The 15,934-nt window shown below is 41.1% G+C and carries 17 protein-coding genes, 1 tRNA gene and 1 pseudogene; 4 read left to right on the top strand and 15 right to left on the bottom strand.

All coding sequences use genetic code 11. From position 1 onward, the window contains the following. Positions 1-6: 6 nt before the first annotated feature. Positions 7-882, bottom strand: a complete 876-nt coding sequence (gene rsgA / locus K6V48_RS08890) for a ribosome small subunit-dependent GTPase A (RefSeq protein ID WP_222369159.1) — start codon at positions 880-882, stop codon at positions 7-9. 124 nt (positions 883-1,006) lie between these two features. On the opposite strand from rsgA, the gene K6V48_RS08895 reads away from it, so the two are divergent. Beyond that, a tRNA-Leu gene (locus K6V48_RS08895) sits at positions 1,007-1,088 on the top strand. 86 nt (positions 1,089-1,174) lie between these two features. Here the strand turns inward: K6V48_RS08895 and K6V48_RS08900 are convergent. Both K6V48_RS08900 and K6V48_RS08905 read right to left on the bottom strand, forming a co-directional pair. After that, on the bottom strand, positions 1,175-3,619 hold the full coding sequence (locus K6V48_RS08900) for an LTA synthase family protein (protein ID WP_222369160.1): 2,445 nt from the start codon (positions 3,617-3,619) through the stop codon (positions 1,175-1,177). Continuing rightward, complete coding sequence (locus K6V48_RS08905; RefSeq protein WP_222369163.1) at positions 3,600-5,363, bottom strand: hypothetical protein; 1,764 nt, start codon at positions 5,361-5,363, stop codon at positions 3,600-3,602. The genes K6V48_RS08900 and K6V48_RS08905 overlap by 20 nt, the downstream gene beginning before the upstream one ends. 387 nt (positions 5,364-5,750) lie before the next feature. Here K6V48_RS08905 and K6V48_RS08910 point away from each other — a divergent pair, with 387 nt between their 5' ends. Continuing rightward, on the top strand, positions 5,751-6,296 hold the full coding sequence (locus tag K6V48_RS08910) for a cysteine hydrolase family protein (protein WP_172103250.1): 546 nt from the start codon (positions 5,751-5,753) through the stop codon (positions 6,294-6,296). Between the two features lie 351 nt (positions 6,297-6,647). Here the strand turns inward: K6V48_RS08910 and rsmA are convergent, their stop codons facing one another. The 11 genes and pseudogenes from rsmA to K6V48_RS08965 all read right to left on the bottom strand — a co-directional run bounded on the left by rsmA (position 6,648) and on the right by K6V48_RS08965 (position 13,019). Beyond that, a complete protein-coding gene (gene rsmA / locus K6V48_RS08915) occupies positions 6,648-7,523 on the bottom strand; it encodes a 16S rRNA (adenine(1518)-N(6)/adenine(1519)-N(6))-dimethyltransferase RsmA (RefSeq protein ID WP_222369165.1) in 876 nt (291 codons plus the stop codon). Between the two features lie 11 nt (positions 7,524-7,534). Continuing rightward, the gene (locus tag K6V48_RS08920; RefSeq protein WP_315863159.1) at positions 7,535-8,167 is read right to left on the bottom strand and encodes a tetratricopeptide repeat protein; all 633 of its coding nucleotides are present in this window, start codon (positions 8,165-8,167) and stop codon (positions 7,535-7,537) included. Between the two features lie 85 nt (positions 8,168-8,252). Continuing rightward, on the bottom strand, positions 8,253-8,510 hold the full coding sequence (locus K6V48_RS08925) for a Txe/YoeB family addiction module toxin (RefSeq protein ID WP_222369166.1): 258 nt from the start codon (positions 8,508-8,510) through the stop codon (positions 8,253-8,255). 1 nt (position 8,511) lies between these two features. Then, positions 8,512-8,772: a type II toxin-antitoxin system Phd/YefM family antitoxin gene (locus K6V48_RS08930; protein ID WP_029693536.1), complete on the bottom strand. Its 261-nt coding sequence runs from the start codon at positions 8,770-8,772 to the stop codon at positions 8,512-8,514. Positions 8,773-8,847: 75 nt separating this feature from the next. Then, positions 8,848-9,362 (bottom strand): annotated as a pseudogene (locus K6V48_RS08935) (NUDIX domain-containing protein). 6 nt (positions 9,363-9,368) lie between these two features. Beyond that, the gene (locus tag K6V48_RS08940) at positions 9,369-9,698 is read right to left on the bottom strand and encodes a type II toxin-antitoxin system RelE/ParE family toxin (protein WP_024391611.1); all 330 of its coding nucleotides are present in this window, start codon (positions 9,696-9,698) and stop codon (positions 9,369-9,371) included. After that, positions 9,688-9,975, bottom strand: coding sequence for a type II toxin-antitoxin system RelB/ParD family antitoxin (relB, locus tag K6V48_RS08945; RefSeq protein ID WP_024381177.1), 288 nt, complete (start codon positions 9,973-9,975; stop codon positions 9,688-9,690). The genes K6V48_RS08940 and relB overlap by 11 nt, the downstream gene beginning before the upstream one ends. 97 nt (positions 9,976-10,072) lie before the next feature. Then, positions 10,073-10,441, bottom strand: coding sequence for a hypothetical protein (locus K6V48_RS08950; RefSeq protein WP_024391609.1), 369 nt, complete (start codon positions 10,439-10,441; stop codon positions 10,073-10,075). Further along, positions 10,434-11,024, bottom strand: coding sequence for a ribonuclease M5 (rnmV, locus tag K6V48_RS08955; RefSeq protein ID WP_222369169.1), 591 nt, complete (start codon positions 11,022-11,024; stop codon positions 10,434-10,436). Before rnmV ends, K6V48_RS08950 begins: the two co-directional genes overlap by 8 nt. After that, positions 10,987-11,769, bottom strand: a complete 783-nt coding sequence (locus tag K6V48_RS08960; protein ID WP_222369172.1) for a TatD family hydrolase — start codon at positions 11,767-11,769, stop codon at positions 10,987-10,989. Before K6V48_RS08960 ends, rnmV begins: the two co-directional genes overlap by 38 nt. A gap of 20 nt (positions 11,770-11,789) precedes the next feature. Further along, positions 11,790-13,019, bottom strand: coding sequence for an ArgE/DapE family deacylase (locus tag K6V48_RS08965; protein ID WP_222369175.1), 1,230 nt, complete (start codon positions 13,017-13,019; stop codon positions 11,790-11,792). A gap of 143 nt (positions 13,020-13,162) precedes the next feature. Here K6V48_RS08965 and K6V48_RS08970 point away from each other — a divergent pair, with 143 nt between their 5' ends. After that, positions 13,163-14,044 carry a diacylglycerol/lipid kinase family protein gene (locus K6V48_RS08970; RefSeq protein WP_222369178.1) on the top strand — a complete coding sequence of 294 codons (882 nt, stop codon included), beginning with the start codon at positions 13,163-13,165 and terminating at the stop codon, positions 14,042-14,044. Between the two features lie 49 nt (positions 14,045-14,093). Here K6V48_RS08970 and rpmH read toward each other — a convergent pair whose 3' ends face one another. Further along, positions 14,094-14,231: a 50S ribosomal protein L34 gene (gene rpmH, locus K6V48_RS08975; protein ID WP_024391604.1), complete on the bottom strand. Its 138-nt coding sequence runs from the start codon at positions 14,229-14,231 to the stop codon at positions 14,094-14,096. A 242-nt stretch (positions 14,232-14,473) separates the two neighbouring features. On the opposite strand from rpmH, the gene K6V48_RS08980 reads away from it, so the two are divergent. After that, positions 14,474-15,637, top strand: coding sequence for an IS30 family transposase (locus K6V48_RS08980; protein ID WP_222369181.1), 1,164 nt, complete (start codon positions 14,474-14,476; stop codon positions 15,635-15,637). Positions 15,638-15,934: the final 297 nt, after the last annotated feature.

Raw genomic sequence — 15,934 nt, forward strand, 5'->3', positions numbered from 1 at the left:
AACTTTCTATTTGAATTTCTTACTTACCTTGGCATAGGTTTCACGCTGATTTTGGATTTCGCTGAGGAATTGGAGATAATTGTCAAAGCGACTTTGGGAAATAGCAGAGCTGGCAACAGCTTCTTTGACTGCACAATCCGGCTCATGGGTGTGGGTACAGGTCCTAAATTTGCAGTTCTGGCTGGCTTCCGCAATCTCTGGGAAACAATCTGTCAGTGCCTCAGCCTCCTTGACTTCATAGTCTAGGGATGAGAAACCTGGCGTATCCGCAATTTTCCCACCGAAGACATTGTAGAAACTGACCGCACGAGTGGTATGGCGACCACGCCCCAGACTATCTGAAATCGCCCCTGTTTCCAAGGCTAATTCTGGTGCAATGCGATTGAGGAGAGTCGATTTGCCAACCCCTGTCTGCCCCATAAAGACCGTCACCTTATCCTGCAATAATGGCGTCAATTCCTCCAAACTATAGACAAACGGATAGCCAATTTTCTCATAGATAGCCTTGAAGGCATCCATCTCCGCCCGATCTTCTACCAAGTCCATCTTAGAGATATAAATAATGGGATCCATGTCCTTCTGTTCCAAAAGCACTAGGAAACGGTCTAGTAGATTGGCATTAAAATCAGGCTCCTTGGCCGACATGATAACCACCGCCTGATCAATATTGACGATAGGAGGTCGAACCAAGCTATTTTTTCGCTCATGAATCTTTAAAATGTAGCCTTCTGAATTTTCCTCCGCAGAAAAGTCCACAAAATCACCCACATAGGGCGTTTGGCCTTTCTTACGAAAATTTCCTCTGGCTCTGGTTTGATAAATCTGTCCATCCGCCTCGACATAGTAAAAACCAGCCAAGGCCTTGATAATTCTTCCTTGCAATGAAGACTCCTTTGTGTGTACTTGTTCCTATTATACCAAATTTCCTACAAAAAAACCGCAAGCGGTTTCGATTTTACACTTTACTCTAGTCATTTCAATTTAAAAATAGTATAATAAAAAGCAAGCGGAGGTGGTGGAACGGCAGACACGCATGCTTCAGGCGCATGTGCCCATCGGGTGTGAGGGTTCAAATCCCTTCCTCCGCATTATTTATAAAGGATAACCCCAAGTCAGAATTACTGGCTTGGGGTTTCAGCATAAACCAAGCCAGCTATCTGACTTGGTCCTATTTTTATTCTGTCGTTTCAGTCGCTACTTTGAAAAAGTCTTTGTATTTCAAAAGGTAGCCTTTTCCTGTAGATAGGTCATATTGGACCAGTTTGAGTTCTTCTGCGACTGTTGCATCCCGTTCAGCCTGCCCTACACGGTCCTTGTGGAGCACTTCCGTCAAGAGGGCATAGTAAGGACTGACCTTATTATTGGTCGTCTCCAGCATCAGTGCATTCATGTCGCTAGAATTGACCAAATCATAATGGTAGTCTTCCGTTTCAAAATTACTCCAAACGAAATAGTCGGTCTTATATTGCAGACTTGGGTCCGTCGCAAAGGCAGACTCTGGATAGAGACCTGGCAGGTGGTCACCGTAAAAGACGACTGTCACTTTCTTATCCAAGGTCTTAAGCTGGTCTAGAAAATCCCTGGTTGCCTGGTCCGTAAAGGATAAGAGACGAACATAGCTATTTAGATTTTCATTCTCCTCAGCCGTAAAACCTTGACCAGTTGCTGTAATTGTAGCAGGCTCTGAAGAATTCCACTGCACATGGTTCTGCATGGTAATGGCAGACACAAATTTATTGTCAGTAGAACGAACCTGATCCAATATCAAATCATAAGTCTTTCGATCACTAACAAAATTCCCTTGGTAATCTGTATCCGCTACAGTTATCGGATACTGTGAACTATTCAAGGTATAGAACCGATCAATCCCCAGCTGCTTATAGATAGAATTTCGGTTGTAACTGGTATCGTAGTAAGGATGGATAGCGATACGATTATCTGCCGGATAGAGGTCACTGATACTTGGCAACTTCTTCATATTAGGCGCCACATCCAGATAGACTGAAGAAATGGATGAGCTGTAATTGTAGAAGGGCAGACCACTGTAGACCTGAAACTCGATATTAGCCGTCCCACCACCATAATGATCGCTCTTCATCAAACCACTTGTTGTTTGACTCATAATATATTCAATATTAGGTATTACATTTTGACTGATCGTCACTCCCGGAACACGACGAGGATCCGCAAAACTTTCACTCAATACATAAATAACCGTTTGGTCTGTTAGCTGACCTGCCCGTTCTGCATTGATTTCCTCAGCTAACTCTGTATATTTTTTAACAATGGCCTTCATTGTTTTCTCGGAGTAATCTTGCGGTTCCTCCATGCTTGTCTTGCTAAGCTGTTGTAACCAGAGAAAGGATAATGTGCGGTAACGTGCCACAAAAGCATAGCCTTTCCAGTCAACATTCCGCCAATTGTTAACCTGAGAAAGAATTGGAATCCAACCAACAATCTTGTGATCTTTCTCGTTACGAATCGCCCATCCCATTCCAACAATCAAAGAGACAATGACTGAAATTCCGGCGAGTCGCTTCCAAAAGGATTGAACAATTGCCCCTAAAAAATAACGAGTACGAAGACGGCGATAAATAAAAATCAGAATAACCAAGAATAGAAGCGTAACGAGTACCACTCTCACGCTAATAAAACTAAAAATCATCCCAATGTTTCCGATCCACTTGAAATCATTTGGAGTTAACGGCTCTGAACGATAACGGAACTTAAGAAAATTAGCTGTTATCAAAGTTACATTCAAACAGGCGATTAACGCAACTGATAAAATTTGTCGATTGATGACCAAACTAATTATCACATTTAAGAAAAAGAGACACGCAATTTGAAAAACAATCGCCCCTGGGAAAAGGTGCCTAGTAAAATAAGAACCTGTGCCTCCTGCCATAGATGCTTGATAACCAATATGTGAAATGGTTGCCAAGGTTAAACTAATGAAAAGCATACTATGCACATTTGTCCGATTTGCTTTAAACTCATTAAAACATTTGTAAAGATAGCGTAGAAACCAATACATTGCCACAAAATGTATGGTCGCAAAAATGGGAGTCTGGCTGAAAAATTCCGTATAAGAACCATTTTCAATTAAACTCTCATAATGGCTATCTTTCCAATATGAAATTGCTAATGGACTAAGTGAGAACAAAGTCGTTAATAATAAATAAACATCGGGTACCAAATGCTTTGTCGACCAAGAACGAAGCCTTTCACGAACATTTCTATTCTTATGTAAGAAAAGAGCCAAAATAATTGGTAATGCCAGCATCAAAAGCAGCTCAAATTGAAAAAGATTGTTCCGAAAAATATTCCAGGGTTGAAACTTCTTAGCATTGAGCCGATAGACTAACGTAACAAGGTAGAGAAAGCCTAGAAAATAACCAACATATTTTGCAAACGTTTTAGTTCTGATAAACTCTTCATATTTTTCTAATAAGACCAAAATATAAAAAGTAAAGATGAGATAGGCTATTATCGATAAAGGAATAAACCATATTGGATAAGCCATACCACTCAGTAGTAGAGCACGTCCCATTGCTAGAATCACGGTCATCACCATGACAAGGACAAATTGCTTACTTACTTTAGGATTGATTTGTTTCATTGTATATTCTCAATTTTAAAAGTTTTGATTTGCGATAGAAAGCCATATAATAACAAAGCCATAATCCCCACCCCATCAAGCTAATCGCAATCACCGGTAACAACCACCACTGTTGCTTATAGGATAAGACAAGGCTGTTCTGCCCTTTTTGGCTTTTGACTGTTGGGACTCCGATAGTGGAAAGTTTTATATCTTCCCTGTTTAACACCTGATGATTTAGGACCAACTGGCTATCTTGGTAAACAATAATCGGAATCGCTGTATCTTCTGCTTCATTTGCTGTCCATGTAATCACTAGCCGATTCCCATCAACTTGCTTATCAAAAGATTGGTTTGGTAGGATAACCTCGTCACGATAGGTGAAGTAGGTGTTATCCGACTCTTCATTGGTAATATTGCCTGATTTTTCAGAAATATGTGGTACATAATCTGGTGTTGATTTTTGAGCGAGTTGAATGAATTCACCCAAGTCATTGGAATGGAAAGAAGCCCGCAACTCCTCGGTTGTACCAAATAAAGTCGTATGAATTCGTTTCTGCAAGAAGGTATCACTATAATAGTGCCCTTCTATTTCCTTGTAGCTTTCCCGCCAAAGAAAACCAGCGCCAATAAGAAGAGAAACAACGATTATACCTGAAAAGATTTTCTGCAATTTTTCTGATAATCCCGAAACTTGCACTCCTACCACCGCTAGTAACAAGGCATTGGCATAAAGGAAGAATCGGAAAGGGAATTGAATCAATTCTACTATAGTAATTCCTTTCCCTGCTATCAACTGCCATGGAAATAGGTTAGTCGACAGAATGAGAAGTACCGCATAGGTCAATGCTAGACCCGCTAGAACCACTGATTGTTTCTTCCAATTTTTCACTAAGAAATAGAGATAGATTCCAAAGAAAAGAGGAAGCGGATAGGGATAATATAGAAAAGCAGTTTTGAGCCATGTGACAGTATTCAAGACAAATTTCTTATTCACAAATGGCGGTACTAATGTATTTGTTCCATTTATGTAAATAAGTGGTAACCAAATATTGATGGTTAAAAGGAGAAAAATACCTACCGAAAAGACAACATCTCTGATAATCTTCAGTTTTTGATGTGATTTCATCCAACCAATTAAGAAAATAATCCCATAGGCAATGACTAAAAATAGGGTCGAAAGCATATGAACCTGCAACATGAGCCCTACCGCTCCTGCCATGAGGAATATCGGCACTTTTTTAGTCTGTAGGAAACGAACTGCAGGAATCAAACAAAGTGGAAATAACGCCACACCCCAACTAGTAAATCCTTGTGTCGCCCACCAATACTGGATGGAATACGTAGTCACAAAGAACATGGATAAGGAAATCGCATGCCAATAGTTAACTTTAAGCTCGCGCATGAGAAGATACAAAGAGGTCGCACTTAAAGTACCTAAAAGTAAATTGGATAGAATTTGATAACGAAACCATGTCCCACTCAGCAGAACCAAAGCACCCTGCAAGTATGCAAAGTATGGACCATAAAGCGCATTGACAATCCGCCCTGACTGTTGGTAACCATACAAGCTAATAATATAGGAAAAATTGCCTTCCTTCATTTGCATGGCCGCATCATAAAACCGATTGTAGTGGAAAATCAAGTCTGCTCCTGTTACCATCCCTCGGGTCACAATATGAGGGACGAGCAACAATAAAGAAAAGCCCACAAATAGGCTAATTGCCACAAGGTGGGGATGTTTTTTTAATGTATTCTTAAACATATGCATACCTTTTTAGGAAGAAAGACCTACTTCAATTTTATTATTTGTTCTCAAGTATGTATTTTAACTAGCACAGTTATGAGAGGCATTACTACACACGAATCAAAAAAATACTTCCGTAATTTATTGAAAAACGAGCGTCGAATTGCCTCCCACAAAGGATAAGGCTGGAACAATATTGCCCAGCCTCAGTTCTCCCTAGTATAGCAAGCTTTCATGTACCTGTCAATGAATAACACCCCTGTTTACACCCAGATAAATAAGAAAACGAATTCACTTTCAATATGTAATCGCGGAGTATAATAATCGAGCCAGCACAACCATATTACTTTACTACAACTTTTATCTGTGTTAAAATACCATAAATTTATTTTTTTAGGAGTTAAAATGAAAACGGCATTAGTACTAATTGACTTTCAACAAACATTTCGAGATGGGTCTTGGGGCTCTTCTAGTAATGATCAGGCCGAAGTCCAGGCTGCTAATTTACTAAAACATTTTAGACAAAACCAATTACCTATTTTTCATATCCATCATTGGAGTCAGCATCCAGATTCTCGTTTCTATTTTAAATCAGACGGGTTCTCAGCTATTGATATTGTGAAACCTTTGGAAGATGAATTAGTCATCACCAAGACTGTTAACAGTGCTTTTATCGGAACAAGTTTAGAAGCAATTCTCAGAGAACAAAGTGTCAGTCGTTTAATTATTGCCGGTTTGACAACCCCTCATTGTGTATCCACCACCACCCGTATGGCAACAAATTTAGGTTTTTCAGTCACATTAGCGGAAGACGCTACTGCATCATTCCCACTACATGACCATAAAGGTAGAATATTTAGTGCCCAAGAAATTCAAGACTCGACTTTGGCTAGTCTGAACGAAGAATTTGCCACTATTTTATCTACCCAACAAATTTTAGATAGTCTATAATCATTATTTTAAAAGCTCAATCAAAGCACATTTCGTATATCTTTTCCTTGAAACTTTACATCTCAAAGGATACCAACGGATATTTGCTATTGACGAGCTTTTTGTTTTTGCTCTAATACTCAACGAAGATCAAAAACATGACCTGCTCCACCTACGATGACGCAGGTCTTGGCGAGCTTGTTTCGAATAGCTTCTGCCAGTTGTTCACCACCAGCTGGAATGGAACCACAAAAAAGGCTAGAACAATTACTTGTTCTAGTCCTTGCTCAGCTTGGAGAGCTTGGATTATCAATGAGGACAGTTCTCTCAATCCACAAAACTGGGATAATTGATTAACTGCCTGCGCTAATATCATGATAAGCCAACTTCCTGGAGGCTGTCAGACAAACGCGCGAAGTCAGCCATAGAAAGTGCTTCTCCACGTACACTGGCTTCCAGCTCTGCCATGCCAAGTGCCTGCGTCAGCTTGTCCTTGACTTCTTCGGACTTGCCGAAATGGTTGGTCAGGTTGTTCCACAGGGTCTTGCGGCGGTGCACAAAGCTGGCCTTGGACACCCGGAAGAAGAATTCTTCATCCTTGACGATCACCAGGGGTTGGTCACGGCGGACCATTTTGAGAATGGCGGAATCCACGTTTGGTGCGGGCACAAAGACGGTGCGAGGCACGATGAAGGCCACCTTGGCAGTCATGTAGTACTGGACCGCAATAGACAGGCTACCGTAAGCCTTGGTGTTTGGCTCGGCAGAAATGCGGTCGGCCACCTCCCGCTGCATCATGACCACGAACTCGTTGAAGGGAATCTTGCTCTCAATCAGGTGCATGAGGATGGGTGTGGTGATGTAGTAAGGTAGGTTGGCCACGACCTTGATAGGTAGGTCAGGATTTTTGAAATTCTGAATCTGGGTCTGCAGGTCGGTCTTCAGGATGTCTTGGTTGACCACGGTCACATTATCAAAGCGGCCCAAGGTATCCGCCAAAATCGGAATCAGGCGGTCATCAATCTCAAAGGCCATGACTTCAGCAGCATTTTCCGCCAAAAACTCGGTCAAGGCCCCGATGCCAGGTCCAATCTCGATGACATTGACATTCTGGTCAATCTCTGCCGTGTCCACAATCTTCTGTAAAATATTGGTATCGGTCAAAAAGTTCTGACCGAAGGATTTCTTAAAGGTAAACCCGTGGCGTTCAAGGACGGCACGAGTAACGTTTTTGTCTGCGATTCTCATGTGTGTTCTTTCTAAATTATTTGATAGGTAGCCATCAATTTTCTAACTTCGTTCGCCCCAATATCATCTCCTGCTTCCTCAAAAACAGTAATAGACTGTTCAAAAGCTTGTTCAGCCAGGGTAGTTGCTGTATTTGTTGCATAAATTTCACCCAGTCCTCGATAAGCACAGGCTTGGGCAATAAGGTCGTCTGTCATTAATGCATTCTCTAAACTTCGTTTCATAAAATGCTGAGCAGATTCTAGCTCTCCTAGTTGCAATCGTAAATAGCCTTGCTCGTACTCATTAATCGACCATTTCAATTTGTCTTCTGAAAAATCAGTTGCTAACAACGCAGCCTCTTCCTCGATTAACTCCAAAGCCTTCTTAAAGTTTCCTTGACTCCGATAGACCATGGCCAGTTGATGCAGACCGATATGCTCTTGTTCAATATCCTTTTCATCCCGGGACAGTTGAAGGTAGCGTTGACATGCTAATAAAGCAGTTTCAAAGCTTTTTTCTTCAAGATAAAGGTAGGCAAATAGATTGAGACCAGCATAATCCAAACAAGTTTCAACTTGATACTCTTTCTCAAGTAACTGCTTAGCCTCTACCACCTTGCCTTCAAAAAAGAGTTCCCATGCCTTGTCCATAGTATTACTCACATACATCTCCTATCGTATCTTCACATTATTCTGAGTTCATAATCTTGATATTAGCAACGGTTACTAGATAGTCTCCATTCTATCCTCACCCATAATGATCCTTCAGTGACAAGATATACAACTGGTCAGCCTCCACCATATAAATCAACCGATTCTCCGAATCAATCCTTCTTGACCAGATACCTTGATAGTCATACTTCAAAGGTTCTGGCTTAGCAATTCCTTCAAACGGGTGTCGTTGCATATCCTTGATAATATTATTGATTCTCTTCAGTGTTTTCTTATCCTGAACTTGCCAATAAAGATAGTCTTTCCAGGCGTCGTCTGTAAAATGGATTCCCATGCTAGTCTGCCTCTATCAGGTTTCGTTCTTGGGTTTGTCCTGCTTTGACTTGAGCCATACCACGCAAGACTTTCTGAGATAGGTAGGTATTCCGAGCAACAGCGAGGGTTTCTTGTAAACTATCCCACTCGCTCTTTGAGAGTACAACAATATCTTCCTCTGGATTTTTATTAACCACGACCAAAGGTTCAAACTCGTCATTGACCTTTTTCATATAGTCCTTTAAGTGATTTCGAAAATGGGAATACACAATAGCTTCCATAAGCAATACCTCTCATCATTTCTAGGCTTACTATAGCATAGAAAAAAAGAGTTGTCAAACTTATTGTACAACTCTTTAGCGATTCTCCACCTTCCACTCACCGTCTTCAAACCAGTAAAAGTTCTCCGTCAGTTGTGGCTGTTCAAAGATTTCCAACATGGTTTCAAAACCGTCTGCCAACTGAACATTCTTCAGGTCCACACAATCAATCCAGAAGACCTCGCCCTCATCTGAAGATTGGATAAAACCTGAAAAATGGCTGGTTTTGTAGCAAAATACCAGGTAGCGATAGTGGTCAGTTGGATCCGTCCAGTTTTGAATACCACAGAGTTCGAGATTGGATACTGTCAAACCTGTTTCTTCTTTGACCTCACGAATGACGGAGGAAACAACTGACTCATTCGTTTCACAGCAGAAAAAAGCTACGCTTTTCCAATTTCCAACCTCTAAGAGCCTATCCCCAGACTCTTAGAGCCACCCGGAAATGTAATTCCAGGCCATTTCTCTGACTTCCTATCCTGGACCAATACCTGCTGACCGTTTGTAATCATACACATATTGGTTAGGATGACTTGTTCTGTCCTACTCATACTCCCTCACTTCAACAACTTGACATAATCACTCTTGGTTGCAAAAAGGTGACCAATTCGAACTTCATTTTTCACTACGCGATAGAGGGCGATGTAGTCTTTTCCAATAACGTAACCTCGGGTTAAATGAGGCGGGTCTATCTGCTTACCAAAACGATTATCGGCGTTAAAACCACGTTCAGGAAAAATTTGCAAACTCTCCAATGCTTCGACAATCATACCAATTCGTCTTTTGGCAATTTCTTCTGAGAACTGTTCCGAGAAATAGGCATAAATATCCGCCAATTCCTTCTCCACTGCTGGAGCAAGTATCACTGAATATGACTCAAATTCCATACTTCTCTTTGACACTTTCTAGACTGATCCCTTGACCTGCCTCAATCGCCTGTTGGTTTTCCTGGATTTCCTTTTGAAGTTGTAAAAACAACTCTTCTCTTTCCAACTCTTCTTCAGTCAGAATGGGCAACTCATTTTTTACAGCAATGTTTTGCAAGAAGAGGTTAAAACCAGCAGTCAAATCCAGCTGGTTCATAGCAAATACTTCCTTGGCTTTTTCTAAAAGTCTAGAATCAGTTTTAAAATTTACTTGGGCATCCTTCTTTATAGTTATCAATCTAGTCTACCTCCTAGTTGTCTATATTGTAACACGAATAGATGTCAGTAGCAATCTTCAAAAAAGCAGAAATAGTAACATTTCCGCTCTAGATTGTTTATCTCCCCAAATCATCAAAATAATAGAGATTCAAAAATTCTTCCTCAGTAACTAGACGTTCAAAATTGTAAAACCAGCGATAGACTTCCACGGCTGGGCCATCAAACTCTACTCTGTCGTCCATTTCTTGCACACCGGCAATATGAAACAAACGGCTCTGCTTCCAAATACCATCCGCATTGACATAGCCATCTTCAACTAGACCACGCAAATAATCTGCTAGTTTGTTCTTATCAACCTGCTCATCCTCCCAAACAAGGACATTAGCCGGCAGCAAGTAGGTCACTTCTTCATAAGATGAATAATTTTCATAAGAAGGTTCAAACTCGTTTTTGACCAAGCACTTAACAGCGTAGACCCTATCCATGATAGCTCCCCATAGCCTCCTCAACTTCCGCCAGACTTATCCCAAACAGCTCCAAGCGTTTGAGCAGTTGCTTGCCGTTGCAATAGCCGATGCGGAGCTTCTCTCCCAGAGATTCCCTCCGCTTGCGGCTGTCTCTGCCCATAAGCAAGCCTAGGCGCATCAAATCGGACTTGGTGATGTCAAAGTTATGTTCATCATCGTAGTAACCACGCACGCCTGCAAGAGCTTTTTCCAAGTCCTCAAAGCTGGCGTGCTCAATGCCCAAGGACCGCCCTTTTGTTTTGGATTGGGGCCGAGCCTCGTCCCGCTGTAAAAAGGCGTGTTTGACCGTGGGAATTGCCTGCATAATGATCTTTCGAATCCGCTCCCCATTGTAGTCTGGGTCGGTAAAGACAATGATGCCCCGCAGGTCATGGAGTTTCTCGATGCGTTCTAAGTCATCGTCTGATATGGCAGAGCCTCTGGTTTCGTAGGTATCCACCTCGTAAAATCGTTTGAGGTTGGCTGTATCATCCTTGCCTTCAACAACAAGGACTTCCTGTATCTTAATTTTCTGAGTCAATTCTGAACAAGCTCCTTGCATTCTCGTAGGTCGCTTTCGCCACTTCTTCGACCGACTGGTTGCGAAGCTGGGCCAGCATTTCCACCACATGTCTGGTGTAGCCGGTGCGATTTTCCCGACCCCTCTTGGGAACTGGGGCCAGGTAAGGTGCATCTGTTTCGACCAGAATTTTTTCTAGGGGCAATGCTTGCGCCGCTTCCTGAAGTTCGACGGCTTTTTTAAAGGTTACCACTCCCGAGAAGGAGATGTGCATACCAAGATCTATGAAGGCCTGGGCCTCCTCTAGTGTACCTGAGAAGGAATGCATGATGCCTCCACGCGGACCGACGCCGACTTCCTTGATGATTTGGTAAGTATCTTCCAAGGCATCACGAGTATGAACCACAAAGGGTAAATCCAACTGCTTGGCCAACTCCATCTGACGTTTAAAGACGCGTGCCTGAGTTTCCTTATCAGCCGTCATCCAGTAGTAGTCCAGCCCAATCTCCCCCAGGGCAATTACTTTAGGGTGTTGGAGAGCTTGGAGAAGAAATTTCTCCACTTCGTCATCATAAGAACCAGCTTCTGTCGGATGCCAGCCCAGTGTCAGATAAATTTCAGGGTGCTGGTCAGCAAGTTCCATAGCCTTGTCAATGGTCGCTCGGTCAAAACCGACCACATTGTGGAGGGTGACCCCCATTTCCTTGGCAAAGTCTAATTCTTCTTGGACCCGACCGTTAAACTGCTCTACGTTGAGGTGGGTGTGGGTGTCAAAAATAGTTACCATTTTATATTTTTTCCTATAAATTATGATAGATAATCAGAAATAATTGACTGATAAATAGAAATAAATTCTATATATTGCTTAAGAGGAATACGCTCATCAATTTTATGATTTAGCATAGGGATACCCGGTCCGTAAACAGCAATATCAAATTTTCTTCCTAATTTAGTAAATTGTGCTGCATCTGTTGTACCTGAAACAGCCATTGGTTGAAAATCTGTTGGAATGCCGGGGAAATGATTTAAATCAATTCCCATTACCTCTCCCATTGATTGGATTAATGCTGAAACGTGAAGTTCAGGATAGTCTTTATAGCAATTAATAATCGTTTGAATCAGTTTAGAATCTTTTTCCCCTAATACTGGGGCTTGGTCCGCAGTTACTTCAACTAACAAATCATAACCTTGTTTTTTATTTAAATCCGCCACAATTTTCTTTACTAGATTTATTACAGCTTCATTATCAAACGTTGGAACGGTACGTACATTTGCTTCGAAAGTTGCCAGTTCTGGTATGGAATTAACTTGTTGCCCCCCTTTTATCACTGTGATATTATGGAAGGTTTCTCCGAGTTCAGGATGGCGACGACTAGCTGCCTCATCACAAATAGCACGAGAGATTTCATTAATTGCATCGTTCAAATGATCAATTGCATTATTACCTAGTTCAGGCATAGAAGAATGGGCTGCCACACCTCTTGAAGTAACTGTATAATTTAAGGATCCTTTATGTGCATAAATAACTCCAACATTACATGGTTCTGCAATAAGAACTGCATCAACATCATTCAAATAGCCAGCTTGTGTGAGTTGTTTTGAACCAAACTCACCTACTTCTTCACCAACCGTAGCCAAAAGTCTGATAGTTCCAGAAAATGCTTTACTGTTATTTAGCTCAATCATAGCAATAATAAGCGCAGCCAAACCTGACTTCATATCAGATGCTCCTCTCCCCCACATTACGCCTTGCTCATCAATATAGGCGGAGAATGGTGGATGAGTCCACTCAGTCTCGTCTCCAGCACTGACTACATCTAAGTGACCACATAAGGCCAATGTTTTACCGGATCCATTCGAAATTTCAGCAACCAAACTTGAACGACCTAGACCGTATGTCACCAAATGACTCAAGATGCCATAACTAGCTAATAGTTCTTTTAAATAAATTGCCAGCTTTTCCTCATTCCCGTTTACCGTATTAATTTGAATCATTTTTTCTAAAATATGCACTGCCTTAGTATTGTCAATTACCATAATATAGCTCCTATCAGATTTTGTTGTTATCATTATACCACTTTTCCACTCACTAATATTAAATAAAAGACGCGGTTAGTTGCATCTGCTATATAAAAAATTGTATAATAAATAATATCATAAAAATCAGTAGGAGAATCGCTATGAAAAAAGCTTTGTTAGTTGTTAATCCTAGTTCTGGTGGGGAAAAAGCACCAGAATTCCAAAAACAAGCCAAAGAAAAACTTGAAACCTATTTCGATCATGTTGTTGTAAAAGAAACAAAGAAAGCTGGCGATGCGACTCGCTTCGCTAAAGAGGCTGCCCAAAAAAAATTTGATAGTGTTTTTGTTATGGGTGGGGACGGTACCGTCAATGAAGGAATTAGTGGCCTTGCTAATGAACCTTACCGACCAACCTTCGGATTCTTCCCCTTAGGTACAGTAAATGACTTAGCCAGAGCATTGGGCATTCCCTTAGATCCAGCAACCGCAATTGCTCAATTCGATTCTTCTCGAAAGCGCCCCCTTGATATCGGACAGGTCAATAATAGTTACTTTATGAATGTCGCCGCAATTGGTGCCATCCCTCAAGGAATTAATGATGTATCTCCTGAAGAGAAGACACGATTTGGTAAGTTAGCTTATTTTATAAATGGGGTAAAAGAATTAGTTAATAACCAAAGTTACCAATTTGAAGTAGAATTGAATAACGTTTCAAAAATTATCACTTCTTCAACGCTGATAATCGGATTAACCAATTCAATCGGTGGATTCGAGACACTACTACCGAATGCCAAGGTAGATGATGGCTTACTCCACTTAGTTTATCTAAAGGACAGTCATTTTCTAGACACAGTATCTGCTATCCCTCAATTAATAAAAGGGGTTACAGAAGAGTCATCCAGTCTAGGTTACGAAACCTTCACAGAAGGGAAAATCTCAGTCACCGACGGTGATTTGCAAATAAATATTGACGGTGACGAGGGGGATCATCTTCCTATCCATGTCAAAGTACTCCCTTCTCACATTTCCATTTACTATTAAGAAAGAAAAACCAGCAGACTCGAGTTTCTGCTGGTTTCTTGTTCATCAATTACGCTACAGTAAGCACTTTACGTCCCTTACGGCGACGAGCTGCTAACACACGACGGCCATTTTTTGTTGCCATACGGTTACGGAAACCGTGTTTACGTGCGCGACGGATTTTACTTGGTTGAAAAGTACGTTTCACGATGAATACCTCCTCTAGATTTTCGTATTCGTTTAGCCGGCTAGTTTTGATCAGTTACTAAACATACCAATCTATTTTATAAGAAATTAAACTATTTGTCAAGGTGTTCTGACTGACTTTTCACCAAGAATCCAAAAATCCTAAATTCTCAAAGTAAGTTCTAGTCTAACACCAAAACTGGAAATTAGACTGAGACGAAAAAATAAGGTAGAACTTACTATGGGACAAGTTGGTAACTGACAATGAAAAACAAACACTTAACTCTCTCTGATCGCAATGATATTCAAATAGGAATTGAACAGCTAAAGCCCTTCTCAGCTATAGCTGCTAAGTTAGGAAAAGACCCATCCACAATCTCAAAAGAAGTTCGGAGAAATAGGGTGGTTAAAGAGAACTCTACGACCTCTAATTGTGAGGCCTGCCCTCTACTTAAAAAGGCTCCTTACGTTTGTAATGCCTGTCCGAAAAAGAGATTGAACTGTGGATACCAAAAACAGTTCTACTACGCCAAAAGAGCTCAGCTTGATTATGAAGCTAAGCTCTCAGATTCGAGAACAGGTGTTGCCTTAAACAAGGAAGAATTCTATCGCATGGACGAGATTGTCTCTTCTGCCATCCAAAAAGGACAACACCTCAACCACATCATCGCATCAAATGAACTGTCGGCTTCAAGAGCTTCTATCTACAGATACCTTGAAAAAGGATATCTTTCCACAAAGCCTATTGATTTCCCCCGTGTTGTGAAATTCAGAAAACGGAGAACTAGAAACCTCCAACCCATTCCTAAAACAGCTAAAGAAGGACGGTCTTACGAGGATTTCCAACGCTTTCTTACTAAGAATGATATCAGCTACTGGCTGGAAATGGACACCGTTACTGGACGGATCGGCGGAAAGCTGCTTCTCACCTTTAATCTCTCCTACTGCAACTTTATCTTCGCTCGGTTACTTGATAATAAAACAGCTAATGAGGTTGCTAAACACCTCTACGCTATCAAGAATGACCTACATCAGAAGGAGATGGACTTCTACGAAATATTCCCTGTCATTCTGACTGACAATGGCGGTGAGTTCGCTAGAGTAGACGACATCGAAATGGATGTTCGTGGAGAATCTAGACTATTCTTCTGTGACCCAAATCGTTCTGACCAGAAAGGGAGAATTGAGAAGAATCACACGCTTATCAGGGATATTCTCCCTAAAGGAACTAGCTTTGATAACTTGACACAGGATGACATCAACCTAGTTTGTTCACATGTCAACAGCGTCAAACGGGCGTCTTTCAACGGAAAATCGGCCTATGAACTCTTTACATTTACCTACGGTGAGGAATTGGCAACACTTTTGGGTATCTCTAAAATTGACCCTGAGAACGTCATCCAATCACCTCGATTACTAGATAAGTAATCGCTAGTTTTTATTAAAAAAATAATTTCAAAATAGAAAGGAACTTGTCCCATCCCAAATTCCAGATAGCTAGAACTTACTTTGAGACGTCTCAGAGCCAGTAACTTTAGTGTACTCTTTTTTTCAACATTTTCAAGCCTAAATCCCCCTTGAATCAGCAGTTTAGTCAAAAAACAGAACTTATACTCAGTTAAAATCAAAAATAGCGGAAGTCCAGTCTCTATGTACAATTGATTTGAGTTGATAAGCAGTTAAGGTTTGAATAACCTCTTCAAGTTTATCGATTACCTCATTTAA

The sequence above is a fragment of the Streptococcus suis genome (assembly GCF_019794555.1).
Taxonomy (GTDB): Bacteria; Bacillota; Bacilli; order Lactobacillales; family Streptococcaceae; genus Streptococcus; species Streptococcus suis_AB.

Bases quoted from the DNA above. Each gene is read 5' to 3' on its own strand.
- K6V48_RS08900 (WP_222369160.1), bottom strand. From the start codon at position 3,619: ATGAAACAAATCAATCCTAAAGTAAGTAAGCAATTTGTCCTTGTCATG.
- K6V48_RS08905 (WP_222369163.1), bottom strand. From the start codon at position 5,363: ATGTTTAAGAATACATTAAAAAAACATCCCCACCTTGTGGCAATTAGC.
- K6V48_RS08910 (WP_172103250.1), top strand. From the start codon at position 5,751: ATGAAAACGGCATTAGTACTAATTGACTTTCAACAAACATTTCGAGAT.
- rsmA (WP_222369165.1), bottom strand. From the start codon at position 7,523: ATGAGAATCGCAGACAAAAACGTTACTCGTGCCGTCCTTGAACGCCAC.
- K6V48_RS08925 (WP_222369166.1), bottom strand. From the start codon at position 8,510: ATGGGAATCCATTTTACAGACGACGCCTGGAAAGACTATCTTTATTGG.
- K6V48_RS08930 (WP_029693536.1), bottom strand. From the start codon at position 8,772: ATGGAAGCTATTGTGTATTCCCATTTTCGAAATCACTTAAAGGACTAT.
- K6V48_RS08940 (WP_024391611.1), bottom strand. From the start codon at position 9,698: ATGGAATTTGAGTCATATTCAGTGATACTTGCTCCAGCAGTGGAGAAG.
- K6V48_RS08950 (WP_024391609.1), bottom strand. From the start codon at position 10,441: ATGGATAGGGTCTACGCTGTTAAGTGCTTGGTCAAAAACGAGTTTGAA.
- rnmV (WP_222369169.1), bottom strand. From the start codon at position 11,024: ATGCAAGGAGCTTGTTCAGAATTGACTCAGAAAATTAAGATACAGGAA.
- K6V48_RS08960 (WP_222369172.1), bottom strand. From the start codon at position 11,769: ATGGTAACTATTTTTGACACCCACACCCACCTCAACGTAGAGCAGTTT.
- K6V48_RS08965 (WP_222369175.1), bottom strand. From the start codon at position 13,019: ATGGTAATTGACAATACTAAGGCAGTGCATATTTTAGAAAAAATGATT.
- K6V48_RS08970 (WP_222369178.1), top strand. From the start codon at position 13,163: ATGAAAAAAGCTTTGTTAGTTGTTAATCCTAGTTCTGGTGGGGAAAAA.
- K6V48_RS08980 (WP_222369181.1), top strand. From the start codon at position 14,474: ATGAAAAACAAACACTTAACTCTCTCTGATCGCAATGATATTCAAATA.